Source organism: Peribacillus tepidiphilus (assembly GCF_009466385.1).
Lineage (GTDB): Bacteria > Bacillota > Bacilli > Bacillales > DSM-1321 > Bacillus_BN > Bacillus_BN tepidiphilus.
The window spans coordinates 66544-92595 of record NZ_WIAQ01000006.1 but is presented as its reverse complement, the minus strand read 5'-3'; the positions used below and the strand labels follow the sequence as shown (position 1 = coordinate 92595).

Genomic DNA, 26052 nt, shown 5'->3' with positions numbered 1-26052 from the left:
GTTTTATAAGCATCGAATCTCTTCGTCAGCTTCGCTCGCTCACGTCCTCATTTATGAATAATAAACTCCGGCGTTCGCTTGCTTTGCTTCCTCGACCTTCTCGCTTCTAAAACTTTTTTCGTTTTAAAAGAGAGAAAATCAGATTCTCAACTTCATCCTTTTTGAGCTTGACTTGCTCATAAATTTGTGTTGCTTAAAAGCAACTAGAATTAACGTTGACGTATTGTTTTGTTTAGTTTTCAAAGTGCAATTTCAAGTTTCTGTCGCCCGGAAGCGACTTTTTTAATATATCACGTTTTATTTTGTGTAGTCAATAACTTTTTTTTGAAAAGTTTTTTTAGTTTTTTTAACACTTCGTTAACGTGTATGTTTCATACTATCAGCGTTTATACTATAAGTCAATATATTTTCCTAAAATAATTTTTTATTTGAGGGAACAGTATATTTGATTATTATCTATTAATCTTTCAATAAGAACTAGTAATATTTTTTATAGTACCTTCAGCTTCCTTTATGATTTTCTTGATCAGGTCTGATGCTGACAGTTGATCTGTTAATAATCTTGTACCTTGGCCAGCCCAAAGAGACATATATTCTGGGTTGTTTTGCTTTGCAGCTTCTTTCCTAATATCTCCTGTTGCAGTGTTTTGGGCAGGAAAAGACATTGGATTGATTTTGTTTTTCTCAAATTCTTCAATAAAAGTATTCTTAATCCCCCTTGCTGGTCGCCCCGAGAATACCTTTGTTATAACAGTGCTCTCTTCTGTGCTTGCTAGAAGTTCTTTCTTATAAACAGGATGAGCTCCTGATTCCTTTACAGTTAAGAATGCAGTCCCTAGTTGAACTCCAGCAGCACCAAGAGCCAATGCTGCAATAACACCTCTCCCATCCATGATTCCACCTGCTGCAACGACAGGGACATGTACCGCATCAACCACTTGAGGCAAAAGGGAGAATGTTCCGATATTCGCTCCGTTAGGATGATCCCGCAAATCAAAAGTTCCCCGATGTCCGCCTGCATCGCTTCCTTGAGCCACAATAATATCTGCGCCTCCTTGTTCAGCTTTTATCGCTTCTCTTACAGTTGTAACCATCGAGATGATTTTCACTCCATTTTCTTTTGCCATTATCATTTGTTTCTCTGGCAGCGTTCCGAATGCAGTGCTTATTATAGGGACACCTTCTTCAATGATGACTTGAAATTGTTCAGAAACATGATTTATCGTTTCTTCTACTTTCCACTTTTCAGGTAAGCCCAATTTTTTTCTCATTCTATTTAGAATCACATGTACTTCTTGCCAACCGTTCGTTTCATCAGACATTTCGGCACAAAAAATATTAACTGCAAAGGGTTTGTTGGTAGAAGCTTTAATAGCTCGTACAGCACTTCTAATCTCGGAAGGTGTCAAATAAGCCGCTGCCAATGTTCCTAAACCTCCAGCATTAGATACGGCAGATACTAATTCAGGTGTAGTTGGTCCTCCCGCCATTCCTGCTTGGATCATTGGATATTCTATATGTAATAATCGACATAGATTATTTGAATGAAAATTCATCTTTTTCGCCTCCAAACATAGAATAATAAGCGGACTTAAAAAAATAGCCCGCTTATTTTAATCAAAAGACGTCTTATACGTTTTTCGTCAGATGCTCTTTCAATTGCTCACGCAGGGCTGCTTTCAAAAATTTCCCAACAGATGTTTTTGGTATTTCTTCAATGAAAACAATGTCATCCGGGAGCCACCATTTTGCAAATTGCGGGGTAAGAAAATCCATAAGCTCTTCTTTACCAACTTTTCCTTTATATGAATCCTTTAATACAACACAAGCAACAGGACGCTCCTGCCATTTAGGATCTGGTACAGCAACAACACTTGCTTCAAATACAGCCTCATGAGCCATGATAGCGTTTTCTAAATCAACGGAAGAGATCCATTCACCGCCACTTTTAATTAAGTCTTTCGTTCTGTCAACCAGTTTGATGACTCCTTCTTCATCAACAGTTGCTACGTCTCCTGTATAGAGCCAGCCATCTTTAAAGGCTTCCTTAGTTCTTTCGTCTTTATAATACTCATCTGCAATCCACGGTCCGCGGAGCAGGAGTTCGCCCATATCATTTCCATCCCATTTTACTTCTCCGTTTGCTCCAACTACCTTCATTTCTAGGCCAGGCACCAGCAATCCTTGCTTAGCTCGAATTTCAAGTATTTCATCCTGAGGAAGCTCGGTTTGATAGCTTTTTAATCTTGATAATGTAGCAAGCGGTGTTGTCTCTGTCATACCATATGCGTGTAGGAATGGGATTTTATATTTTGTTTCAAATGCTTTAATCATTCCTTTTGGAGCAGCAGACCCTCCACAAAGAATAGCACGAAGCGATGACGTATCATACTCGCCTTTTTCCAACTCATTCAACAAACCTAGCCAGATTGTTGGTACACCGGCTGTTAACGTTACTCTTTCTTGTTCAATTAATTCAGCCAGTAGCTTCGGTGTAAACAGTGGCCCAGGAAGGACCTGTGCACTGCCAAACCAAGTTGCGGCGAACGGCATTCCCCACGCATTAGCATGAAACATTGGAACTACAGGTAACGTCACATCTCTTTCAGAAATGGCAGCTGTGTCCACAAGACCTAAAGCAAAAGTATGAAGAACGATCCCACGGTGAGAATACACAACTCCTTTTGGATTTCCGGTAGTTGCCGAAGTGTAGCACATACCTGCTGGGTCATTTTCATCAAGGTCTGAAACAAATGAGTAGTTTGGATCGCTTTCCTCCAATAATTTCTCGTATGAATAAACAGGGGTGAGATTTGTAGCAGGAAGCTCAGGTTTGTCTGTCATAATGATGTATGCTTTTACTGTTTTAAATGTCTCATGAATTTTTTCAACCAACGGCAGAATGTCTTCATCAACAAGCAATACTGTATCTTCAGCATGGTTCACAATATAGGAAATGTGCTCCGGTGAAAGCCGAATATTAATCGTATGTAGAACAGCTCCAATTCCCGGGGCAGCAAAATAGGTTTCCAAGTGGCGATGATGATTCCATGCTAGCGTCCCCACTCGATCCCCTTTTTGAACTCCAAGCTTTTCTAAAGCGTGAGCAAGTCTTCTTGTACGTTGACCAATTTCACGATACGTAAATCTGTGGATCCCGGATAGTGTCCGAGACACTACCTCTTTTTTCGCAAAAAATTTTTCTGCTCTCTCTAGAAGTGATCCTACGGTTAATGGAACATTCATCATATGACATAACCCCTCTCACTTTTTTATTAGCTTTCTGCTATATAGATTTACATGAAAACCCCTATTTTTTATCTACCATCTAGTTTATCTACCATCCCAAGTGATTTAAGCTCCATTTCAGTATGTTCCCCTTTTTTAGGAGGCGGAGTATCCGTTGGACCGTGTAAATCTCCATGCATTCTGACTTGTATGTCTCCCCATTCTGCATCAAATATTTGTTGATTGTGCTTGAAATACGGATGGTGAATGATTTCATTCACCTCAAGAACAGGCGCTAGACAACAATCCACTTGTTGTCCAAAATCGGACCATTCCTTTAAGGTTTTACTTTTAAAAAGAGCTTTCATCTCTTGATATATTGGATTTTGTTCATCTTTTTTTGAATAATGCCCTTCTAGCCAGTCTTCTCTTTCTACTGCAAAACAAAAATTCTTCCAGAACTTTTCCTCTAAACAACCAAGGCTGATATATCGGTGATCTTTTGTTTCATAGAGAGAGTACGAAACCGTTGAGCCGTCCAATACTGGAATCCCATTTCTTTGACCTGTCATTTGTTCATATAAAAGATGCGTTCCCATTAAAGAAGTCATCGCATCCGTAATCGAAATACAATGATAGCTTCCCTCGGCTGAGTTCGTTCTGTAAAGTAAGGCAGCAAGGATTCTTTCACTTGCAGTTAGACCACCAATATAATCTGCAATGGTATGAGTCGGATGGACCGGTTTTCCGTTTTCACTTTTCCATTGTGAAAGAACCCCGCTTAGCGATAAATAGTTAAGATCATGACTCCCCAAATGACTTAGTGGTCCATTGTTTCCGTAGCCCGTTATTGAGCAATATACCAGCTTCGGATTTAGCTTTTTAACTTGTTCATATCCTAAACCGAGCCGGTTCATAACACCTGGACGAAAGCTTTCAATTAAAACATCCGCTTCTTTAATTATTTGCTTGGCTCGTTCAACATCTTCCTGTTTCTTTAAATCAAGTACGACACTTTTTTTCAGACGATTATGAACTAAAAAAACAAGCCCATCTCTCCCTTGTTGAGTATCCGTATTTCTTGCAAGCTCGCCCTCTGGAGCTTCAATTTTTACAACTTCTGCTCCCAATTCAGCTAACCGCAGCGTTGCGAACGGCCCGGGTATATATTGAGTAAAATCTAAAACCTTTATCCCTTGCAGCATGTAATTTCTCCTTTCTGTCATCACTCCCTCTTATTTAATCTAATCGTTCAATAATCGTAGCGTTTGCCATACCGTGTCCTTCACACATGGTTTGTAAGCCAAAACGCCCGCCTGTTCTTTCAAGCTCATGTATCATTGTCAGCATTAGCCTTGCTCCACTTGCTCCAAGAGGATGTCCTAAAGCGATGGCCCCTCCGTTTGGATTTAACTTTTTAGGATCGGCTCCCGTATCCTTAAGCCAAGCTAGCGGCACAGATGCAAAAGCTTCATTCACTTCAAAAACATCAATATCATCAATAGATAAACCTGATTTCTCTAATGCTTTTTGAGTTGCAGGAATTGGACCTGTAAGCATTAAAGTAGGATCAGAGCCTACGACTACTCTTGTGTGTATGAGAAATCTTGGTTTTAAGCCGAGCTCTTCCGCCTTTTCTCTGCTCATAATAAGCAAAGCAGCTGCTCCATCACTAATTTGACTTGCATTTCCGGCATGAATCCTCCCATTTTCTTTGAAGGCAGGCTTTAACTGACTCAGAGCTTCAAGCGTTGTTTCTCTTCTTGGACCAGCATCCTGGCTGAAAAGAACCGTTTCTCCATCATCAAGCTGCACCTCAAGCGGCATGATTTCTTTGTCAAAAAAGCCTGCTTCTTGAGCTTTTATTGCTTTCTCATGACTTTGAAGAGAATATTCATCCAGTTCTTCTCTTGTAAAACCGTATTGCTCTGCAATTCTTTCGGCGGACAAGCCTTGGTGGATCATCTCATACATCTCTTTAAGCTTATTGCTTAGAGGAGCCCCTTGGTAATTGGATCCAATTGGAACCCTGGACATGCTTTCCACTCCTCCCGCAATGACGATGTCCATATCTCCCGCTAGTATCGCTTGAGCTGCAAAATGGACAGCCTGCTGACTGGAACCACATTGTCTGTCAACAGTCGTTCCCGGAACTTCAATCGGTAGACCCGCAATAAGCGACGCTACTCTCGCAATATCTCCAGCCTGTTCACCGCTTTGCGATACACAACCTAAGATTACGTCATCGATCAACCGTGCATCGATCCCAGAGCGCTTCACTAATTCTTTTATTACAAGTGCAGCGAGGTCATCCGGTCTAATATTTTTCAAATGCCCATTTCGTTTTCCAACTGGTGTTCGAATTCCTTCTACAATAACTGCCTGCCTCATAAAAATATCCTCCTATAGCACGATAAGACCGTCAACAAGTGATCTTATCCACTTTTTTATAATCCTAGATTTTTCGCAATGATCGTTTTCATAATTTCGTTTGTTCCTGCATAGATGCTCGCCACAGGAATATCTCGGTATCTTCTAGCAATCTTGTACTCTTCCATATAGCCGTATCCTCCATGCAGCTGCATGCATTCGCTCGCTACTCTTTTAGCCAAGTCTGTGAGCTTCCATTTAGCCATCGACACCTTTGTCACGACATTTTCTCCCGCCATGTGCTCTGCAATCAAAGAGTCAAGAAATACCCTTCCCATTTGAATTTCTGTGGCCATTTCAACAATCTTAAACTGTGTGTTTTGAAATTGGCTGATCGGCTTTCCAAACGCTTCCCTCGTTTTCACATAATCAATCGTTAGATTTAGCATGTCCTCGGCAGCAGTTTGTGCAGCTATCGCCACAACAAGCCGCTCCTGCTGAAGCTTCTCCATCATATAGAGAAAGCCCTTGCCTTCATCACCAAGCAGGTTTTCTTTCGGAACCTTGCAATCTTCAAAAATCAACTCCGCTGTATCCTGACAATGCAATCCTACCTTATTTAGCTTTCTGCCCCGGGAAAAACCAGGAGTATCTCGTTCGATCACCAGCAAGCTGATTCCCTTATGCTTCGGAACGGCCTTCGGATCCGTTACACAAGCAACTACGACTAAATCAGAATGGATTCCGTTTGTGATAAAAGTCTTTTGACCATTTACGACATAGTGATCTCCCTGTAAAATCGCAGTTGTTTTAATATTGGCTAAATCAGAGCCTGCTCCCGGTTCTGTCATGGCAATGGCCGTAATAACTTCCCCTGTCACACATTTAGGTAGCCAGCGCTGTTTTTGCTCCTCTGATCCATAAGCCGTGATATAAGGAACGACTATATCGTTATGAAGACCAATTCCAACTAACCCCGATCCGACCCTTTCTAATTCTTCATTAATAATGACCGAAAAACCCCAATCTACACCGCTTCCACCATATTCTTCAGGAAGATCAGGGCATAAATAGCCCTGTTCCCCCATCTTTCTCCAAAAGCTTCTTGGAATGATCCGGTCTTCTTCCCATTGTTCGTAGTAAGGATATGCTTCTTTTTCCAAAAACTTTCGAATGGATTTTCGAAAAATCTCATGCTCTTCCTTTAAATAAGAATGCTTCAACTTCTTCACTCCGTTCTCCTGCAAATTTATGCCTTTACTAAATTTTTTCGAAGCTGATATTTTAAGATTTTTCCGGATGCGTTTCTAGGCAACTGCTTTTCTATAAAAATTGTGCGAGGCACTTTATATCCAGCCAGTTTTTTGCGGCAGAAGCTACGAATTTCCTGCTCATCAATGATTTGCCCTTCTTTCGGAACGATGACTGCACAAACCGCTTCACCCCAAACCTCATCCGGCAGTCCGATAATGGCCGCTTCAAGTATTTGAGGGTGCTCATATAAAACTTCTTCCACCTCAATGGAATATACGTTTTCTCCACCAGAAATAATCATGTCTTTTTTCCGGTCGACCAAGGTAATGTACCCTTCTTCGTCGATCGTCGCTAAATCCCCTGTATACAACCAGCCCTTTTTAATGGTTGCAGCCGTTTCCTCTGGTTTTTTATAATATTCCTTCATAATGGTATCGCCACAAAGTACAAATTCTCCTACTGCACCTGGCTGTACATCTTCTCCTTCCTCGGTTACAACTCTCGCTTCTGTAAATACGAATGCTTTTCCCCCTTTTCCTAGATGCTTCTTGTGTCCTTCGGGATCCAGAATAATACCGCCTGGTCCAGCCTCTGTTAACCCACAAAGATTATAGAATTGATCTGTGCCGAATAAATCCATACTTTTTTTTACGAGTTCAGGTGCCATCGGTGCAGCCCCGTAAGCACACCGTTTAACCGAGCTTACATCGTAGCTTTTGTAATTTGGAACCTGAAGTAAAAAGTTATACATAGCGGGAACACCAAAAAAGAAAGTGATTTTATGTTCTTGGATGGCTTGCAGGGTAGTTACTGGATGAAAATCACTATGGATATAATGACTTGCTCCTAATACAACACCAGAAAGGAGGAACAAGTTTAATTGAGCTGAATGAAATAGAGGAGCTAAATGAAGCAAACGGTCCTGACCATTAATTCCAAGACCAATAATCATGGTTAATCCAACTTTAAAAATGCGGTTATGATCAAACAATGCCCCTTTCGGACGTCCTGTTGTCCCTGAAGTATAAAGAATTTCTAAATCATCCTGCTCAGAAACCTTTACTTGAGGATCTTCTGTATGATTTGTTCTTACCTTATGGTACGAATCATTTTCTGCTCTTGTGGCACCACCAGAAACTATGACATGCTGTACATTTGTATGGACTCTAGCCTCTGCAATGATTTCTTCAAAAATAGAATCACAAATGACAACTGCACTTTCAGACTGCTCTAAAATGTAATGAACTTCCGAGGCAGTCAGTCGTGTATTAACCGGCACCACTACTGCACCCAGTTTTGCTGCAGCAAAGAAAGAAAACACAAAATAATCAGAGTTCTTCATCATAATGGCAATCTTTTGTCCCTTTTCCACACCTTTTAAAATGAGTCCATGAGCAAGTCTATTCACTTCATCATTAAATTGACGATACGTATACCTTCTGTCTTCGCAATGAATGGCCAGCTTCTCTGGAAACTTTCTGGCGTTTTGAGATAAATAAGATCCAATATCCATATTGCATCCCTCTTTTCATTGTTATGAAAGGGAGAGATGCAATTATTGTGCCAATTATCAGAAATATTTATATACTTTATTTTACTCTTCATTTCTTTTTGAAGCTGTTCAATCTATACACATACAAGAAAAATCGCTGTCCATAATTCGGACACCATGCTTGAAAACGAATTGATTGATTCCACAATTTAATGACCAAGCTTTTCGTCCAAAAGATTAAGATTATGCAAGGCTGCCAATACCTACTGAAGAACCCCATATTTCTTTAGTTTTTCATATAAACCAGAGCGGCTAATTCCCAAGATCCTTGCTGCTTCTGCTTTATTGCCACCTGATTGCTGGAGTGCTTTTTTTATTGCGCTTCTTTCTGCATCTTCATAGAGCCCTCCAACGGGTTGCGGATCCTCCACATCCTCGATCCGGCTAAGCAAATAGTCTGGAAGGTCTTCGAGCTGGATTTTTCCATATTCAGCGAAGGTCATCGCTCTTTCCAGCACATTTTTCAATTCTCTTACATTCCCAGGCCAGTCATACCGATAAAGAACCTCCTTTGCTTTTGGCTCTATTCCGGTAATACTTGTTCCGAGTATTGTATTTAATTCACTCATGACTCGAGTGAGTAGATAGTCAAGATCTCCTTTTCTTTCTCTGAGGGGAGGAATATGCAAGGAAATAACATTTAATCGAAAATAAAGATCTTCTCTGAACTGTCCTTTTTGAACCATTTCCTCAAGATTCCGGTTCGTCGCTGCTATAATTCGTACATCTACCTTAATCTTTGTTGTACCGCCAACACGATAGAATTCTCTTTCCTGCAGAACGCGCAGCAGCTTTGCTTGAAGAGAAAGAGACATATCCCCAATCTCATCGAGAAAGAGAGTTCCTCCATTGGCTAAATCAAATTTCCCAAGTTTTCCTCTTTGTTTCGCACCAGTAAATGCTCCTTCTTCATACCCAAAAAATTCAGATTCAAGCAAGTCCTCTGGAATCGCAGCACAATTCACAATGACAAATTTCTCCTCACTTCTGGCACTGCTGTTATGTATGGCATGGGCAAATAGCTCTTTGCCCGTACCGCTCTCTCCTCGTATAAGAACAGTGGATCGGCCTTTCGCTGCTTTAGCACCGCTTTTCTTTAAACGCTCCATGCTGCTATCAAGCGTGATAATGTGATCCCAGTTAAACTTTGCAGATTCTGCTTGCTTATATTGTTTTTGATAAAAATTCGCTTTACTTTCTGCTTTTTGAAGCTTTTTAAAAAGCTCATTCACTTGATTCAATTGACGGTACATAACCTTGCCAATAGCGCCAATCACCTGACCATCCTGAATAATCGGAATGCGATGAACAATATATTTAATTCCATGTCTTTCTTTAAAATCACTTAGCTCCGCATTTTCTGATTGGAACACATGAGAAAGCTGCAATTCTGGAAATACCTTTTCAGCCGATTGTCCAATTACATGTTCTAAGCTTAAGTCAAAAAAATCTAATAATGGCGGACTTACCATCTCAATCGTTTGATTTTTATTAATCATCACAAGTCCGTCATACGCATACTCTAAGGCGGTTTGGAGGACGGTCTTTAACTTCTTCACAGTTTGAAGCTCCTCTGCCATTCTCTCAATCTCTGAAATATCCTGAAAAAGAGCAATGTATCCATTTTGCTCAATTCCCGTTTGATATTTCGTTACAAAAGCTATTGTTTTATAGCGATTAAATGAAATCGATACATAATTTTCTCTAAATTCACTCGGCTTGCCAGATAAGATTTTTGAAAAACCCGAAAAAACCTCCTCTATCTTTCTCCCCATCATTTCTCCTGCACTTTTTTCACTCATGGTGATTAAGCGGTCATTCAAATAGATAATGTTTCTGCTATCATCTGTCATCAGTACTCCGATATGAGAATAGTCCAAAATGGTTTCAAGCTGCTCTTTTAAAACATGTGTTGATCGCAATAAGGCCAGAACCATATCCGGCTTTGTAAATAAACCTAAAAATTTGTTTTCTTTATCGACAACTACCCCAGTACCCACTCTGCTATTCAAAACTCTTTGTTCTATTTCTTCATATGGGGTATCAATTTGTAGGGTTAATGCATCTTTTTTCATATAAGGACAGATCGAAGTATCCAATGATTTCTCATCTAAAATCATTCGATGCATTTCGCTTCGAGTGAAAACACCTAACAAACACCCTTCATCATCTGTGACAGGTAAGAGCTCCCATTTTTCATTTAACATAAGCTGAATGGCTTGTCTTAGCGTTGTATCTCTCGAGATTTTATAGTCAAAGCGGGAAATTAAATCTTTAAACTGTATCAAGAAAATTCTCTCCCTTTACTAAAAAATCAATCAATATTTTTCCGAATATTATAAATTTAATAGTATAGGAAAAGAATCATTCTTACAAATTTTCGTTAATTGAAAAATAAACACAGCCTGTTGAAACTAATATTTCAATAGGCTGTTTTGATTATTGATAAAGTATTTTTTACGCACATTCAGGCTGATTGAAAACGCTTGTCAGTCAAGGAACGAACCCGTGCGAGGAGCGGAGTTACCCTAAATGGTAATGAGCACCGGAGTAGGGTTTGTGACGAAGAATGCGAGCGTTTGTCAACAGCCTGAACAGCCTGTTGAAACTATATCTACAATTATTCAGGCTGCATTCTAATGGCTCCATCTAATCGAATCGTTTCACCGTTTAACATGGTATTTTCCAATATAGCTCCTACTAAAAGAGCGTATTCCTCTGGGAAACCTAGTCGAGAAGGAAATGGAACCATTGCCCCCAAAGACTTCCGTGCTTCTTCAGGAAGGGAATCGAACATAGGAGTATGAAAAAGTCCCGGTGCAATCGTTATAACGCGAATTCCATGCTGAGCTAATTCTCGAGCGATCGGTAAGGTCATGGCGACTACACCGCCTTTTGAAGCACTGTAGGCAGCTTGACCGATTTGTCCCTCGTATGCCGCAACGGAGGCTGTGTTAATAATGACTCCCTTTTCACCCTGCTCATTGCTTTTGTTTTGACTCATTACCTCAGCTGCCAATCGAATGACATTAAAGGTTCCAATCAGATTAACGGAAATGACCTTTGAAAATGTGTTCAAATCATGTACCCCTTTTTGGCTCAGTACCTTTTTGGCAACGCCAATCCCCGCACAATTAATAGCGGTATGAATAGCTCCCCATCTTTCTAATCCCGCTTCTAATGCTTTTTTCACATCATTTTCCTGAGTTACATCAGCTCTTGTATAAATCACCGATTCTCCTAATTCACGAATTAATGCCTCTGCACGTTCATCAGATAAATCAACGATTATCGCCTTACCTCCATTTTTAACGATATGTCGTACTGTAGCTTCACCAAGTCCTGAAGCTCCTCCCGTTACAAGAGCTACACTTTGTGCGATTTTCATTTCAAAAACCTCCTGCAAATGTATTGATTCTTATTATTTTTGCAAGAGTTGTGCCAAGTACAAGATTTCATTTGGTCTGAATAAAGAATGGCTTGAATCTACTAACCGTTTCTTTACTCTTTTCGTTCTATATAAAAATCCTCAGTCATCATAAAGTGTCTACCTTTTGTACATCTTCTATAATCAAATGATCGATATATGAACAGTGCTTAACTGACACTTTCATAAAAAAAAACCCATCCCTGAATGAGATGAGTCCTTCACAATAATCCCGTGAGTTTCACAATTATCTCGCTATTTTTGACAATAATCCCGCCACTTTAGGGATTAATCCCGCCAAACGTTACTTTCTACACTTTTTTTAAGAAGCGGGAACTATTTATTTTTTAGTGGGAGGGCTGCCCCTTCCACTAAAACACTTGACTGTAAGTAAGAAAGGGGCTGTCCAAAGAAGTCGAAATTTTCGACTTTTGGATGCCCCTTTTTATGTTCAAGAATATGGATATCACCATTCTTGATTTTCAATTTTTAATGAAGTTTGCCCTTTTCGGACAGCCCCGTTTTAACTACCTTATTTCGTAATACTAATAATACCTGGTTCCTTAAGCGTAACTTTGCCGCTTTTTTCGATCTTGATTGTTTCTCCGTCTTTCAAGTTGGTGAAGACGATTGGTGTTATAGTCGAAGTTGCATTTTCACGGATATAATCAAGATCAACCTTTAATAGCTCCTGACCTTTAGTAACTTTGTCACCTTCAGATACGAGAGCTTCAAATCCTTTTCCTTGCAGTTTTACTGTATCAATACCCACGTGGATTAAAATCTCATGACCGCTTTCAGACATAATTCCAATCGCGTGCTTTGTCGGGAAAAGGTTGATGATTTTACCATCTACAGGAGAAACCACTACACCTTCTGTCGGATTGATCGCAAAACCGTCTCCCATCATTTTCCCTGCAAATACTTGGTCAGGTACTTCAGTAATCGGCTTAAGCTCACCAGCTAATGGTGCTACAAAATCTGTTTCTGAGAATTCAGTTTGAAGAGCATCCGGATTGATTTCCTCGATTTGCTGCTGAACTTCTTCTCCTGTATTCACAGACTCTTTACGAGGGGCTCTTCCTTCCATAATGTCTTTCATTTGATGCTTTAACTGATCGGATTTTGGACCAAAAATAGCTTGAATGTTGTTACCAACCTCTAATACTCCAGAAGCGCCAAGCTTTTTGAGTCTTGCTTTATCTACTTGCTTAATGTCGTGAACAGAAACACGAAGTCTTGTAATACAAGCATCTAAGTGGGAGATATTATCTTTTCCACCCATTGCTTCAAGAATTTCATAAGGAAGATCACCTGTTTGAGCTGGACCTTTTTCCTCGTCATCTTCCGTGACGTCTTCACGACCAGGTGTTTTTAAGTTGAACTTTGTAATAGCAAAACGGAAGCCGAAATAGTAAATAACAGAAAACGCTAAACCAACCGGGATAACAAGCCACCAGTCTGTTCTGTTAGGTAAAACCCCGAATAATAGGTAGTCAATGACACCACCTGAGAAGGTCATACCGATTTTTACATTCAAGATGTGCATGATCATGAATGACAGACCTGCAAAAATAGTGTGAATTCCAAAAAGTACTGGTGCAACGAATAGGAAAGAGAATTCCATTGGCTCCGTGATACCAGTTAAGAAAGAAGTTAATGCAGCTGAACCCATGATACCAGCTACATATTTTTTGTTTTCAGGACGAGCTGTATGATAAATCGCTAGAGCAGCAGCCGGTAAACCGAACATCATGAATGGGAATTTACCTGTCATAAAGGTACCTGCTGTAATAGGAACACCAGGATCATTTAATTGTGCGAAGAAAATACGCTGGTCTCCGCGAGCTATTTCACCAGTTGCTTGACTGATATATTCACCAAATTCAAACCAGAACGGTGAATAGAAAATATGGTGCAAACCAAATGGAATCAAAGATCTTTCAACAACACCAAAAATAAATGCAGATAAAGTTAGGTTTGCATGAATCATGTTTTCAGAGAATGCATTCAATCCGTGTTGAACCGGAGGCCAAACAAAGATCATAACTAAACCTAGAGCTAATGCAGATACAGCTGTAATAATCGGAACGAAACGTTTACCTGCAAAGAACCCTAAATATTGTGGAAGCTCAATGTTGAAGAATTTGTTGTACATATAAGCTGCCAAAATTCCGACGATAATACCGCCGAATACTCCCGTTTGCAACGTCGGAATACCTAAAACGTTTGCAAAAGAAGGGTCTTTTCCTACCATTGCAGGGTCCAATGAGCCAGTCCCAATTAATACCGTACTCATCGTTACATTCATAATTAAGTAACCAATGATCGCAGCAATACCTGCAACACCGTCACCGTTTGCCAACCCTACAGCAACCCCGACGGCAAATAGAATCGGTAGATTGGCAAATACGATATCCCCTGATTTTGCCATTACTTGTGCTACAAGCTGGAACCAATCTGCTTCCAGAGCAGGAATATATTTAATTAATTCAGGATTTTGGAATGCTGTACCAAATGCTAACAGCAACCCTGCAGCCGGTAAAATCGCAACAGGAAGCATAAGTGCTTTACCGACTTTTTGTAGAACGCCAAATAGTTTTTTAAACATCCTGCAAATCCTCCTTAAAGTGTAATAATGAAATTGAAGTCTCAATATATGCCTTAAAGCAAAAACAAAAAGGCATGAGAATAGAAAACAACTGAAATATTGTATATGGGTATACTATACCCAACATACTACATTTCAATTATCTTCTTTACTCATGCCTGATCGAATCAGTAACACGTAAAGCGATTACAAATATTTTTTTCGTATACGCTGAAGGTGCATTGTTAAATAAACTGCTTCAGCGTCATAAATAGGTTTGTTTAAGCTTTGCTGCATAATCTTAATGAGCTTCCACGCAAGATTATAGCATACTGGATATTCATTTTTCAATAAGAAAGAAAGCCCTTCTGGTTCTGATAAATATTCTCCAGCTAATACACGATGGATAGTAAAATGCAGATGGCGAATAAGCCTCATACAATCTAGACTTTCTTTATCTATTTTTATTTCTAATTCCTCTTCAATAATTTGAATGAGTTGTGAAACAAGCATCGAATGTTTATTAATTTCAAGCAATTCCCTGTTTGAAATGCCACTATGGATATGCAGAGCAATAAAACCTGCTTCTCCTTTAGGTAAGGATATACCCAACTTTTCCCCTATGATTTCTAGTACTTCATGTGCAATTTTATATTCAAAAGGATACAAGGTACTTGTTTCAACCAAAAAAGGATTTCTAATTTCCATCCCCTGCATTTGTCTGTGAATCGCTACCATCAAGTGATCTGTAAGCGCGACGTGAAAATGCTCGGTTAATTCTTCTTTTACCTGCTGTTGAATATAAGATATTGCTTCAATAATAACGGTTTGAATCTCTTCATTAAGTTGAGGAATAAGTTTCTTGTAGCTTTCTTGTTCAACTTCATTTTTCAATACAAACATTTTCTCGAAAGATTGGGCAGAAATTTCATCCCCTTTCTTCCGATTAAAGCCGATGCCCTTTCCAATTAAGACCACTTCATTATAGGAAGGGTGCTGGGCAATGATGACATTGTTATTTAAAACTCTAGATACCAAGATTTGCTCCATAACTTAACCTCTTAAAATGTTTGGGTACATTTTATCATATAAAATTAGCTGAAGGATTTCAAATTATAATTATATCCATATTTGTTAGAGAAAAGTGGGTATTGTTAATTTTCTTACTTTCAAACGTTTCATCTGCATTCTTACGCTTTATTCGTAATCATAAGTTGATAAAAGTGGACATCTTGCCACTCTCCAAACTTAAAGCCAACTTCTTTAAAACATCCAACATATTCAAATCCAAACTTTTTATGAAGTTTTACACTCACTTCATTTCCACCTGTAATACCTGCAATGACAGTATGATAGCCTAGCTCGGTTGCTCGATGAAGAATTTCTTGCATCAAGGCCGTTCCAACACCCTTGCCACGATGATTGGATGAGATGTACACAGATAACTCTGTTGAATGAGAATAGGCAGGTTTGTCTCTGAACGGATTCAAGCAACTGTATCCTATAACCTCACCATCTAGTTCGGCGACAATAAGAGGATACTTCCCGCCGTACTTTTCAAACCAAATTTTACGTTCATCTAACGTCTGTTCTGTTAAATCAAAGGTAGCTGTCAGATTTCGGATGGCGCTGTTGTAAATTTCTAACATAGCCGGTAAATCACTTAAGACAGCTGTTCTTATACGAATCATAGAAAACGCTCCTTTTTCATGTCTATCATTCCTTATTTTACATGGTACAGGATTCTCTTGGAATGTAGCTTTTTCATTAACGATTAAAAAAGCGAGCCACTAAAAAGGCCCGCTTACTAAAAATTTTAAACTAAGAAAATGAAATAACTCAAGAAAATAACAAATAGTCCATACATAATTGGGTGTACCTCTTTTATTCTACCTTTTACAAGCATTGTAATTGGATAGAACACAAATCCAATCGCAATCCCTGTAGCAATACTGTATGTCAACGGCATCGCAATAATCGTTAAAAAGGCAGGAACTGCGATCTCAAATTGATCCCATTCGATATTTTTAACAGCTGAAACCATAAGCACCCCTACAATGATTAGGGCCGGTGCAGTTACAGGTGGAGTAATAACTGAAAGTAATGGGAAGAAGAAAATGGATAAAATGAATAATATTCCTGTTACAATGGCTGCAAAACCAGATCTCGCTCCGGCAGCTACACCTGCTGAAGACTCGATATAAGATGTTGTCGTTGAAGTACCAAGAATAGCTCCAATGACGATGGATAGAGAGTCCGCAAATAAACCTTTTCCTGCTCTAGGAAGAACGTTCCCTCTCATTAAGCCAGCTTGGTTTGCCACAGCAACTAATGTTCCAGCCGTATCAAAAAATGCAACAAAAAGGAATGTTAAAATAACTACAAGAATTTGAATAGTGAATAATTTATCACCTGGGTTTGCAAATGCCTCGAAAGCAGCCCCAAATGTCGGAGAAAGACTTGGAACCGATCCAATGATTTGATGTGGAACTTCAATAAGATTGAAAATCATTCCAATGATGGATGTGATGACCATTCCGATAAAAATTCCACCATTCCACCCTCTGGTTATCATAATAACGGATATGATTAAACCGAAAATTGCTAATAAAGTATTTCCATTCGTTAAGTCACCAAGGCCTACTAGTACTGCATCGTTATTTACAATAATGCCCGCATTTTGAAAACCAATAAATGTAATGAAAAGACCAATCCCTGCTCCCACTGCATATTTAAGTTCAACAGGGATAGCATTAATAATTTTTTCACGAATTCCGGATAATGATAGACCTACGAAAATCACACCAGAAATTAAAACCCCGGTTAAAGCTGTTTGCCAAGGAATACCATATGTTAGTACGACTGTGTAAGCAAAAAATGCATTTAATCCCATACCTGGAGCTAGCGCAATTGGATATTTCGCTATAATCCCCATCAGAATGGAACCAGCAGCTGCTGCTAGTGCAGTTGCAACGAAAACAGCACCGTTATCCATTCTCATAGCTTCAGGTAAGTCAGGTACACTTTGAAGCGAAAGTGTAAGAGGATTAACTACCAAAATGTAGGCCATAGCCAGAAACGTCGTTAAACCTCCGATCAGCTCTCGGCGATAATTTGTACCGAGCTCTTCAAATTGGAAATACTTCTTCATGCTTAAATTCCCCTCCGAAAATTTCACGCCGTAATATGAGAAAAAGAAAAGCTCCGTTCCTGCACAGAACGAAGCTTGACTCTCATACGCGAAAGAAAAAAGGATTCCATATCTAATCCTAAAACTTGTTTTCTCTCACGTCGTAGTCAAGCTGTTCACGGCAGCTTGGTAGAAACTTTTGGGCCATATTCCCAAGATTATACGACGCATGATTTATTATTTTAATAAATTCACTCTCATACTAACAGGTAAAAAGGTGAAAGTCAATAAAAAAGACGAACATTTTCAAATGTTCGTCAGATTTTGTTCGTATTTTCACTTTATACTTTTTTATTCCCATTCAATTGTTGCAGGTGGCTTACTTGTTATATCATAAACGACCCTATTTACATGAGGGACCTCATTTACGATTCTTGTAGAAATCACTTCTAGTACATCCCAAGGAATTCTCGCCCAATCTGAAGTCATCCCATCGATCGAAGTAACTGCACGAATCCCGATTGTATAATCGTACGTACGGGCATCTCCCATTACCCCCACGCTTCGGATGTTAGGAAGTACTGTGAAGTATTGCCAAATATCACGATCAAGACCTGCTTTTTTAATTTCTTCACGGAGAATAAAATCAGATTCACGAACAATTTCAAGCTTTTCTTCTGTAATTTCTCCAAGCACACGAATACCTAGTCCTGGTCCTGGGAACGGCTGACGCCACACAATTTCATCAGGAATTCCAAGCTCCGTTCCAAGCGCACGAACCTCATCTTTGAAAAGGGTGTTCAAAGGTTCAATCAGCTTAAATTGCATATCTTCAGGCAATCCGCCAACGTTATGGTGTGATTTGATTGTTTGCGCTGTAGCTGTGCCGCTTTCAATGATATCTGTATACAGCGTGCCTTGTGCCAAGAATTCAATACCTTCTAGCTTAGCCGCTTCATCATCAAATACATAAATAAACTCATTGCCAATAATTTTACGTTTTTGTTCTGGATCTGATACACCTTTTAATTTATTTAAGAAACGTTCACGTGCATCCACTTTAATAACATTCATATTAAAGCCTTCACTGAAGGTTTTCATCACACTCTCCGCTTCACCTTTACGAAGTAAGCCGTGATCAACAAAGATACATGTAAGCTGGTCGCCAATTGCTTTATGAATCAAAACTGCAACAACCGAAGAATCCACGCCACCGCTTAATGCACATAAAACTTTTTTATCTCCAACTGTTTGACGGATTTTTTCTATTTCCATTTCAATAAAGTTTTCCATTGTCCAATTTCCGCTGCATTGACATACGTCGAAGACAAAGTTTTTCAAAATGTCATTTCCATAGACGGAGTGACGGACTTCCGGATGAAATTGAACGGCATATAGCTTACGTGATTCATCACTCATGGCAGCAATTGGGCAAGAGGCATTGGTCGCATCGATTGTAAAGCCTTCAGGCGCTTCTACAACCAGATCTCCGTGGCTCATCCATACAGTCTGTTCTTTTGGCAAGCGAGCAAAAAGCTTTGTATCATTTTTTACGGAGAGAGTTGCTTTTCCATATTCGCGATGCTTCGCTTTTTCAACTTTTCCCCCGAAATGAATCGTCATCAGCTGCATCCCATAGCAAATGCCCATAACAGGAATCCCAAGGTCAAAAATTCTTTCATCACAGCGGAAAGAATTTTCATCATACACGCTGTTTGGTCCACCAGAAAAAATAATGCCTTTTGGATTCATTTTTTTAATATCTTCAACCGAAATGGTATGTGGATGAAGCTCACTATAAACCCCAAACTCACGGATTCTGCGGGTTATGAGTTGATTATATTGACTTCCGAAATCCAGTACGACAATCATTTCTTGGTTTTGCAATTCTGTTTTACCTGGCACCACAGTCACCTCAAATTGTTGTTCTTTTCTACTTTTTTCACTTAGTGTTTCATAAGCTCAAAAAAATAGACGATTAATTTCTGTAGGTAAAGAAAAAACTAGAATCTGCATAGAAACAGAATTCTAGTTGTATCTCCGTTCGTATGACACATAGCAGCTTTTTTCATATAAAAGCTGCTATGTGTCCTTCATAGTCAGATCATTTACGGTGATCCGGTAGAAACTTTCGACCCATATCGTCGAGGATATACAAAGGAAATGTCGAATATTTAATTATAATCTCATATTATTGTAACAATATATCAAAATTTCGGTCAAGAGATAGTTTTTTTAATTAAATTTTCCCACAATTCATAGACTTCCATCCATTCCTTCTCAGCTTCTCTGCCTCCATACAAAACAGCTTCATACTTTTTGGTGAGTTTTTTCATATCGTTCGTCATAAAATACGTATCAATATAATTGGCATAATCGCTGAGCGTCTGATCTGGATAGCGTTTAAGCCCATATCGATTTAGTTCTTTCAACAGTACTCCATAGGCTTGATAAAAGGCATGTTCTTTTTTATTTCTTCTAAAGTAAATCATCCAGAAGCGAGGAAGCCACTTGCCCCTTACTTTGTATAAAACATAAATAAGTAAACAGATCCCCACTAAAATGCCAACAAATTCCCACCAGTAGGTTTTTATAAATTGAATCCCTTTTTCAACTCTTTCTTTTAGTGTTCCTTTTTGATCGGAGGCTGTAGAGCTTTTTTTCTCTTCTTGCTGTGATTTTTCCTGTTTAGGTTTAATTTCTGGAGTCAATGTATCTGACGTTTCACTTAACTTCAAGTTTGTCTCAAATCTTGCTTGGTTTGTAAAGCCTTTGGTAGGTTCAAATGGTACCCAGCCTACGTTAGGAAAAAATACCTCTACCCATGAATGCGCATTGCTATTCGTTATGTCATACACAGAAATTCCGTCTACTTTTTCAATAAACTCTCCGTTTGAATATCCCTTTACCCAGCGGGCTGGAATACCAGCCGCACGTAGCAAGACCACCATGGAACTAGAGAAATTGTCACAATACCCTCTATGCGTCTCAAACAAAAATTGATCTACATAATCCTCGTTTTCTTCCGGATAGGGGATGTTTTCTTTTTGATAAACAAAATCAATGTTGTCAAAATGATTTTCTATCGCTTTCGCTTTGTCGTACCAATTTGTCTTTCCCTCTGTCAATTCTGCTGCCAAAATACGTACCCGACCTGGAAGAGTATCAGGAAGCTGCGTGTATCTAGCCATAAATAACGGGGTTAAGCCAAATTGATCAGCGCTTTGCACCTTCTTTAACTCATCTATGTTGAAAACTGGTTGATAATAATGGATCGTATAGTTACGAAGTGGCGGACTAGATTGATAAGGGGATTCGTAGTGAATCCGATCTTTGCTTTCTTCATACTTGAACGTGATAGTAGGTGTATCTGTAATAATTCTTTTAAGCCATAGCGGTTCCGGATATGGTATATGGTTATAAAATAATTTCACATATACATAGGCAACGTGTTCGACGCTTTTTATATTTTTTCCATAACCTAATAATTGAACATCAGCTCCACTGTCAAAAGTAGTAACATTCCCTTCAATAAGATTTCTTTCCCAGCCTTTTCCTGTATAAACATCCTTGCTCTCTATTTTCCAATAATGCTTGGCATTTGTTTTGACTGTCAAAACAACGGTATCATCTTCTAAAAAATCCCCTCCAAGCCTTGAATCATCTTCCCCAAAACCAGCTCTTTTGGCTGGCTCCTCTTCCGTAAACTTTTCTGAATACGAGATGATATAAGGAACTGGGTCTGGCCATTGAGGATCAAACTTCGGAGCCGAAAATCCAAACAATGTAGCAAATACAATAAAACCTAAAAGAGGAATGGTCCATTTGCTAAACAATCTTTTGTCTACCTTAATCTTTTCCTTCTGCAGAAGTCGAAAAAAATGAAGGCATCCAAGCATGAAGAATCCAAAAATGACTAGACGAACAATAGCTGCATTGCCGTCATAAGGTGAAAACGTATCTAAAATCGTTATAAACAAAACAGTAACCAGAAAAAATAGAAAAATACTTTTTTTGACTACAATCCAATAATGCAGAAGATACGTCATAAGCCAAAGTAGAATAAAAAACAGGATGGTTCGGAATTCATACGAAATTTCCACCCAATTTTTACTCATTAAGAAACCAATACTTTCTGTGAAACTTCCAATCAATAATTGTAGCCAATTCCAATCAAAAAGAGAGATTTTCTTGTAATAAAGAAAATGCGTAGACCAGAGAACATAAGAAACTAAAAGTAGCAATCGATAAATAGGTCTAGTTTGTAAAAATTGTAATAGAAACGATAAAGCAATAAATACGACAAATACTGATAGATAGCCTGTTCCTGTCAATTGCTCGAGCGGTCTCAACCATTCCCAAAGCAATAAAAGGCCAAGTCCATAAAAAACAAGCTCTCCCGCTTTTTCCACCGTATTCATTCGAAGGTTCATCCTCTTTTCACCTCCGCTAACGCCTGTTTCCATTCACCGGGGCTTATAATCAGTAAATGTATTCCTCTTAGTGCTGCCGTTTCTTTAAGCGCCCTCATTTCCTCATACTGCAAAGAATCAGTCGTTACAAAGTAAATCGTAGCAGGTCGATTCGCTTTAAAGCTTGCGAACCAATTCAAGGAATTTCTATTTAACTGCGACGTTATGATGATAAAGGACAAATTAGAAGGAAAATACTTGCCTCTGCCCTCTAAAGCTTTGTTAAAAGCCACTTCAGATCTGTCTTCTATTTTTGCAAGCCAATTGAGGATCTTTTGCTTTTGCGTTTCCCCTCCCCTGATCTGAAACCCTTTTTCCATTTCAACAGTTCCTATTAGGCCCGTTTGAATGCCCTTTTTAATCATTGAATGGGCTAAAGAAGCCGCTATTGAAATCATTTCTTCAAAAACAGGAGATTTTTTTTGGTCTAAAATGATTAAAACATCCTGACTTTTTCTTTCCTCGAATTCTTTCGTCATGATTTCATTCTTTTTTGCCGTCGCTTTCCAATTAATCCAAGAAAGCCGATCCCCTGGCTGGTAGTCCCTAACACCTGACACCATAATCGTTTCTCTTTTCATTTTTATCGCAGATGCCATTTGTCCCTGTTCATAGTAGGCTTCCATTTGTTTAAAATAAACATTCTCATATTGGGGCAGAACAAGAATTTTACCCGGAGAAGTAAGCGTAAGCGTTTTTTTAACCAATCCCAGTAAATCTCCTGTTTTCAAAGAGACATCCTGAAAAATATGCTCACCCCGTATGAGATTCGTAATTTTGTAGGATAAGGATCGTTCTTTTCTGAACCATGGGAAAAGGACAGCATGACTGTTAGACCCTGAATGCTCCGATAGTTTTTCCGGCAATACGTCCTCTACGATTAAATAAAACAACGGGAAAGAAAATTTCCTCGTAAGAGTTAGATGTATCGTTAGCTCCTCTCCAGCTTTGCATTGTGACGACTGAATCGAACGCTTAACCTGAAAATCCCTTAATGGATAGAAAAATAAAAGCAAACTGTAAACACTGAAAGGAAGAAAGCTGTAGAACAGAAACCAACTTACAAACCCTCCCTGAAACATGGCATAAACAAATGCTGCCACCGTTAAAAAGATGAGGGCAAGAAGCTTTGTGTAAGGAGCCATTTTCACAAAAATTTGTTTCATTCTATTTCACGAGCCTTTGGACAGGCACTGGAATTTTAGTAAGGAGTGTTTGGACAAGATCCTCAGCTGAAATTCCATCATATTTGGCTTCTGATTTAAGAATGATTCGATGGGAAAACACGAAAGGGGCCAAATATTGAATATCATCTGGCAATACATACTCTCTTCCATTCATGAATGCATAGGCTTGAGCAGCTTTCATTAAAGCAATACTTCCCCTTGGACTAGCTCCTAAATAAACATGGCTGTCTTTTCTTGTCCGGTCGGCAAGCTCAACAATGTATTGTTTCATTGTATCATCAACGTAAATTTTTCTAACGTCCTGCTGCATCTGTCTAACATCTTCCAAGCTGACAACTGGTTCTAGATTTTCAATTGGATGAGTGGTTTGAGCACGGCTCAGTAATTCCATTTCTTCTGCAGCCTCTGGATAACCCATTTTCATTTTTAATAAAAATCGATCAAGCTGAGCTTCAGGGAGAGGATAGGTGCCTTCATATTCAATCGGGTTTTGGGTAGCCATAACAAAAAACGGCTTCTCTAGTTTTCTTGTAACTCCGTCTACGGTAACACTTGCCTCTTCCATCCCTTCAAGCAGAGCGGATTGAGTCTTCGGTGAAGTTCGGTTAATTTCATCAGCTAAAATAATATTCCCCATTATAGGACCCTGTCTGAAAATAAATTCCTGCTCACGTGGATTATAAATGGATGTTCCTGTTACATCGGATGGAAGCAAATCAGGAGTAAACTGGATTCTCTTAAAGCTTGCATTCATGGATTTTGCCAGCGAGCGAACCATCATGGTTTTCCCAACACCCGGAACATCCTCTAAAAGCACATGCCCCTCTGCAAGCAAGGCCACAAGACTTAATTCAGCTATATCTCTTTTACCGATTATCACTTTATCTATGTTATTTAAAATCCGTTCAATGATCGGATGCTTCTGTTCGTAAATCATCATGACCTCCTGTAAAAAGTAGAATTTTGTAAAAATATGTATACCATTTTATTATTCGACCCTTTTTAAAAAAACCCTTTAAAATACCTTATATATGTATAAACGCGTTTACCAAACAAAAGTTACAAAAAGGATATAGGATGAACCGAAAGGCTAGCCCAATCAACCAACAGCCATACTCGCAATTAAAGCATTGATCGACACTCCGTTTTTTGAAAGCTTGCTAAAATCAGGAAATTTATGCCAATCTTTTAAAAAATAATTCAAGAGTTTTTATATGATTTAAGGGTTGTATTTTTAGTTATTCATAAAAAAACTTGCAGCATGAATATACTGCAAGTTTTTTGATTTTCCATTATTTAAATACCGGTTTGTTAGAATTCGTTATCTTTGTGCTCGTTAAGTGCACTATGCTTTCTTCCGTATAAGAAGTAAACAAATAAACCGATTACTAACCAAACCCCAAAAGCTAACCAAGTTGTTTTCGGTAATTGGGCGATTAAATATCCACAGAAACCGAATGCAAGGATCGGTATAACTGGAACCCAAGGTACTCGGAAGCCTTTACCTGATGGAGCTGGTCTATTTTTTCTAAGAACAAGAATACCGATAGATACCGTCATAAATGCAAATAATGTGCCGATGTTCGTTAATTCAGCCAGTTTACCTAGTGGAACTAAACCAGCAAAAACAGAAACTACTAAGCAAGTAATCCAAGAATTCATAACGGGTGTTTGTTTCTTTTTATCTACTCGAGATAAGATACTAGGCAATAATCCATCACGGCTAATTGCGTAAAATAAACGAGTTTGACCATACATCATGACAAGAAGAACGGTTGTAATCCCTGTTATAGCTCCAAGAGAGATAAATCCAGCTACCCAATCCTGATGGATAAAGGATAAAGCAAATGCAACAGGGTTTTTCACATCAAGCATATTGTAAGGCACAATTCCCGTAAGGATTGCAGCTACTATAATATAAAGGATTGTACATACAAGCAAAGATAAAATGATACCAATTGGCATGTTTCTTTGAGGATTTTTTACTTCTTCTGCTGCAGTCGAAACAGCATCAAAACCAATATAAGCAAAGAATACAGTCGCTGCACCGGTAGCCACTCCAGAGAACCCGAATGGCATAAACGGTGTCCAATTATCCGGTTGTACATACCAAACACCCACTGCAATAAATAATAAGACTACAGCAAGTTTAATGATAACCATTACCGTATTGAACTTAGCAGACTTTTTCACACCTTGTGTCAATAAAATAGTAATGATAAAAACGATCACGATGGCTGGAATGTCTATAAATGTCCCTTTTGTTGGATCGTATGCACTGGTAAGGGCTGTTGGAAGATGTATCCCAAATCCGGCGAGAAGCCCTTGGAAGTAACCCGACCATCCACTCGCTACTGCAGATGAGGCGAGACCATATTCCAGAATTAAATCCCAACCTAGGATCCAAGCAATAAGCTCACCAAATGCTGCATAACTGTAGGTATAGGCGCTTCCTGAAACCGGAACAGTAGAAGCGAATTCCGCATAGCACAGTGCTGCAAATACACAAGCAAGACCTGCTATAACAAAGGATAACATAAGAGCTGGTCCAGCATGCTTTGCTGCTGCCACACCAGTTAAAACAAAGATACCCGTTCCAATAATGGCTCCGATCCCTAACATCGTTAAATCAAAAGCACCTAAATCTTTTTTTAATGTAATATCTTTTTGCCCAGTCTCTCTTATAAGAGCATCAATGGACTTTTTCCTAAATAAACTCATGAAACCCCTCACTTTTATCATTCTAAAAATTCCGAATTATCAATGCGCAATAATTCGACAAATTTCAACATTTTTCTTCGTATTGATATAATAAAATTATTTTTCTAGAAAATCAATGTTT

17 protein-coding genes and 2 riboswitches are annotated in these 26052 nt (G+C 39.0%); all 17 genes read right to left on the bottom strand.

Annotated features, from left to right (window positions below; genetic code table 11):
* Nucleotides 1–467 precede the first annotated feature (467 nt).
* Nucleotides 468–1556, bottom strand: a complete 1089-nt coding sequence (locus GD441_RS06045) for an NAD(P)H-dependent flavin oxidoreductase (RefSeq protein ID WP_153124750.1) — start codon at nt 1554–1556, stop codon at nt 468–470.
* Between the two features lie 73 nt (nt 1557–1629).
* On the bottom strand, nt 1630–3249 hold the full coding sequence (locus GD441_RS06040; RefSeq protein WP_153124747.1) for a long-chain fatty acid--CoA ligase: 1620 nt from the start codon (nt 3247–3249) through the stop codon (nt 1630–1632).
* A 68-nt stretch (nt 3250–3317) separates the two neighbouring features.
* Entirely contained in the window at nt 3318–4433 is a 1116-nt protein-coding gene (locus tag GD441_RS06035; RefSeq protein WP_153124745.1) for a CaiB/BaiF CoA transferase family protein, read from the bottom strand.
* A gap of 34 nt (nt 4434–4467) precedes the next feature.
* Nucleotides 4468–5619, bottom strand: a complete 1152-nt coding sequence (locus tag GD441_RS06030) for a thiolase family protein (RefSeq protein WP_153124743.1) — start codon at nt 5617–5619, stop codon at nt 4468–4470.
* Between the two features lie 56 nt (nt 5620–5675).
* Complete coding sequence (locus GD441_RS06025) at nt 5676–6821, bottom strand: acyl-CoA dehydrogenase family protein (protein ID WP_153124760.1); 1146 nt, start codon at nt 6819–6821, stop codon at nt 5676–5678.
* Between the two features lie 26 nt (nt 6822–6847).
* Nucleotides 6848–8365 (bottom strand): class I adenylate-forming enzyme family protein, encoded by a 1518-nt coding sequence (locus tag GD441_RS06020; RefSeq protein WP_153124741.1) that lies wholly within the window; start codon nt 8363–8365, stop codon nt 6848–6850.
* A 242-nt stretch (nt 8366–8607) separates the two neighbouring features.
* Nucleotides 8608–10692 carry a sigma-54-dependent Fis family transcriptional regulator gene (locus tag GD441_RS06015; protein WP_153124740.1) on the bottom strand — a complete coding sequence of 695 codons (2085 nt, stop codon included), beginning with the start codon at nt 10690–10692 and terminating at the stop codon, nt 8608–8610.
* Between the two features lie 332 nt (nt 10693–11024).
* Entirely contained in the window at nt 11025–11792 is a 768-nt protein-coding gene (locus tag GD441_RS06010) for a 3-hydroxyacyl-CoA dehydrogenase (protein WP_153124738.1), read from the bottom strand.
* A gap of 571 nt (nt 11793–12363) precedes the next feature.
* Nucleotides 12364–14442 carry a glucose-specific PTS transporter subunit IIBC gene (gene ptsG, locus GD441_RS06005; RefSeq protein WP_153124736.1) on the bottom strand — a complete coding sequence of 693 codons (2079 nt, stop codon included), beginning with the start codon at nt 14440–14442 and terminating at the stop codon, nt 12364–12366.
* Nucleotides 14443–14628: 186 nt separating this feature from the next.
* Nucleotides 14629–15471: a glucose PTS transporter transcription antiterminator GlcT gene (gene glcT, locus GD441_RS06000; RefSeq protein ID WP_153124733.1), complete on the bottom strand. Its 843-nt coding sequence runs from the start codon at nt 15469–15471 to the stop codon at nt 14629–14631.
* A 140-nt stretch (nt 15472–15611) separates the two neighbouring features.
* A complete protein-coding gene (locus tag GD441_RS05995; protein WP_153124732.1) occupies nt 15612–16112 on the bottom strand; it encodes a GNAT family N-acetyltransferase in 501 nt (166 codons plus the stop codon).
* Nucleotides 16113–16237: 125 nt separating this feature from the next.
* Nucleotides 16238–17572, bottom strand: a complete 1335-nt coding sequence (locus tag GD441_RS05990; RefSeq protein WP_153124730.1) for an NCS2 family permease — start codon at nt 17570–17572, stop codon at nt 16238–16240.
* Between the two features lie 123 nt (nt 17573–17695).
* A riboswitch (purine riboswitch) is annotated at nt 17696–17797 on the bottom strand.
* Nucleotides 17798–17902: 105 nt separating this feature from the next.
* Complete coding sequence (guaA, locus tag GD441_RS05985; protein ID WP_191992112.1) at nt 17903–19423, bottom strand: glutamine-hydrolyzing GMP synthase; 1521 nt, start codon at nt 19421–19423, stop codon at nt 17903–17905.
* 204 nt (nt 19424–19627) lie between these two features.
* A riboswitch (purine riboswitch) is annotated at nt 19628–19729 on the bottom strand.
* A gap of 41 nt (nt 19730–19770) precedes the next feature.
* Nucleotides 19771–21972 carry a transglutaminase TgpA family protein gene (locus tag GD441_RS05980; RefSeq protein ID WP_191992110.1) on the bottom strand — a complete coding sequence of 734 codons (2202 nt, stop codon included), beginning with the start codon at nt 21970–21972 and terminating at the stop codon, nt 19771–19773.
* Nucleotides 21973–21980: 8 nt separating this feature from the next.
* A complete protein-coding gene (locus GD441_RS05975) occupies nt 21981–23189 on the bottom strand; it encodes a DUF58 domain-containing protein (RefSeq protein ID WP_153124724.1) in 1209 nt (402 codons plus the stop codon).
* Nucleotide 23190: 1 nt separating this feature from the next.
* A complete protein-coding gene (locus GD441_RS05970; protein WP_153124722.1) occupies nt 23191–24147 on the bottom strand; it encodes an AAA family ATPase in 957 nt (318 codons plus the stop codon).
* A 374-nt stretch (nt 24148–24521) separates the two neighbouring features.
* On the bottom strand, nt 24522–25931 hold the full coding sequence (locus GD441_RS05965) for a branched-chain amino acid transporter BcaP (RefSeq protein ID WP_153124720.1): 1410 nt from the start codon (nt 25929–25931) through the stop codon (nt 24522–24524).
* Between the last annotated feature and the right edge of the window lie 121 nt (nt 25932–26052).

Bases quoted from the DNA above. Each gene is read 5' to 3' on its own strand.
- GD441_RS06045 (WP_153124750.1), bottom strand. From the start codon at position 1,556: ATGAATTTTCATTCAAATAATCTATGTCGATTATTACATATAGAATAT.
- GD441_RS06040 (WP_153124747.1), bottom strand. From the start codon at position 3,249: ATGATGAATGTTCCATTAACCGTAGGATCACTTCTAGAGAGAGCAGAA.
- GD441_RS06035 (WP_153124745.1), bottom strand. From the start codon at position 4,433: ATGCTGCAAGGGATAAAGGTTTTAGATTTTACTCAATATATACCCGGG.
- GD441_RS06030 (WP_153124743.1), bottom strand. From the start codon at position 5,619: ATGAGGCAGGCAGTTATTGTAGAAGGAATTCGAACACCAGTTGGAAAA.
- GD441_RS06020 (WP_153124741.1), bottom strand. From the start codon at position 8,365: ATGGATATTGGATCTTATTTATCTCAAAACGCCAGAAAGTTTCCAGAG.
- GD441_RS06010 (WP_153124738.1), bottom strand. From the start codon at position 11,792: ATGAAAATCGCACAAAGTGTAGCTCTTGTAACGGGAGGAGCTTCAGGA.
- ptsG (WP_153124736.1), bottom strand. From the start codon at position 14,442: ATGTTTAAAAAACTATTTGGCGTTCTACAAAAAGTCGGTAAAGCACTT.
- glcT (WP_153124733.1), bottom strand. From the start codon at position 15,471: ATGGAGCAAATCTTGGTATCTAGAGTTTTAAATAACAATGTCATCATT.
- GD441_RS05995 (WP_153124732.1), bottom strand. From the start codon at position 16,112: ATGATTCGTATAAGAACAGCTGTCTTAAGTGATTTACCGGCTATGTTA.
- GD441_RS05990 (WP_153124730.1), bottom strand. From the start codon at position 17,572: ATGAAGAAGTATTTCCAATTTGAAGAGCTCGGTACAAATTATCGCCGA.
- guaA (WP_191992112.1), bottom strand. From the start codon at position 19,423: ATGATTGTCGTACTGGATTTCGGAAGTCAATATAATCAACTCATAACC.
- GD441_RS05980 (WP_191992110.1), bottom strand. From the start codon at position 21,972: ATGAATACGGTGGAAAAAGCGGGAGAGCTTGTTTTTTATGGACTTGGC.
- GD441_RS05975 (WP_153124724.1), bottom strand. From the start codon at position 23,189: ATGAAACAAATTTTTGTGAAAATGGCTCCTTACACAAAGCTTCTTGCC.
- GD441_RS05970 (WP_153124722.1), bottom strand. From the start codon at position 24,147: ATGATTTACGAACAGAAGCATCCGATCATTGAACGGATTTTAAATAAC.
- GD441_RS05965 (WP_153124720.1), bottom strand. From the start codon at position 25,931: ATGAGTTTATTTAGGAAAAAGTCCATTGATGCTCTTATAAGAGAGACT.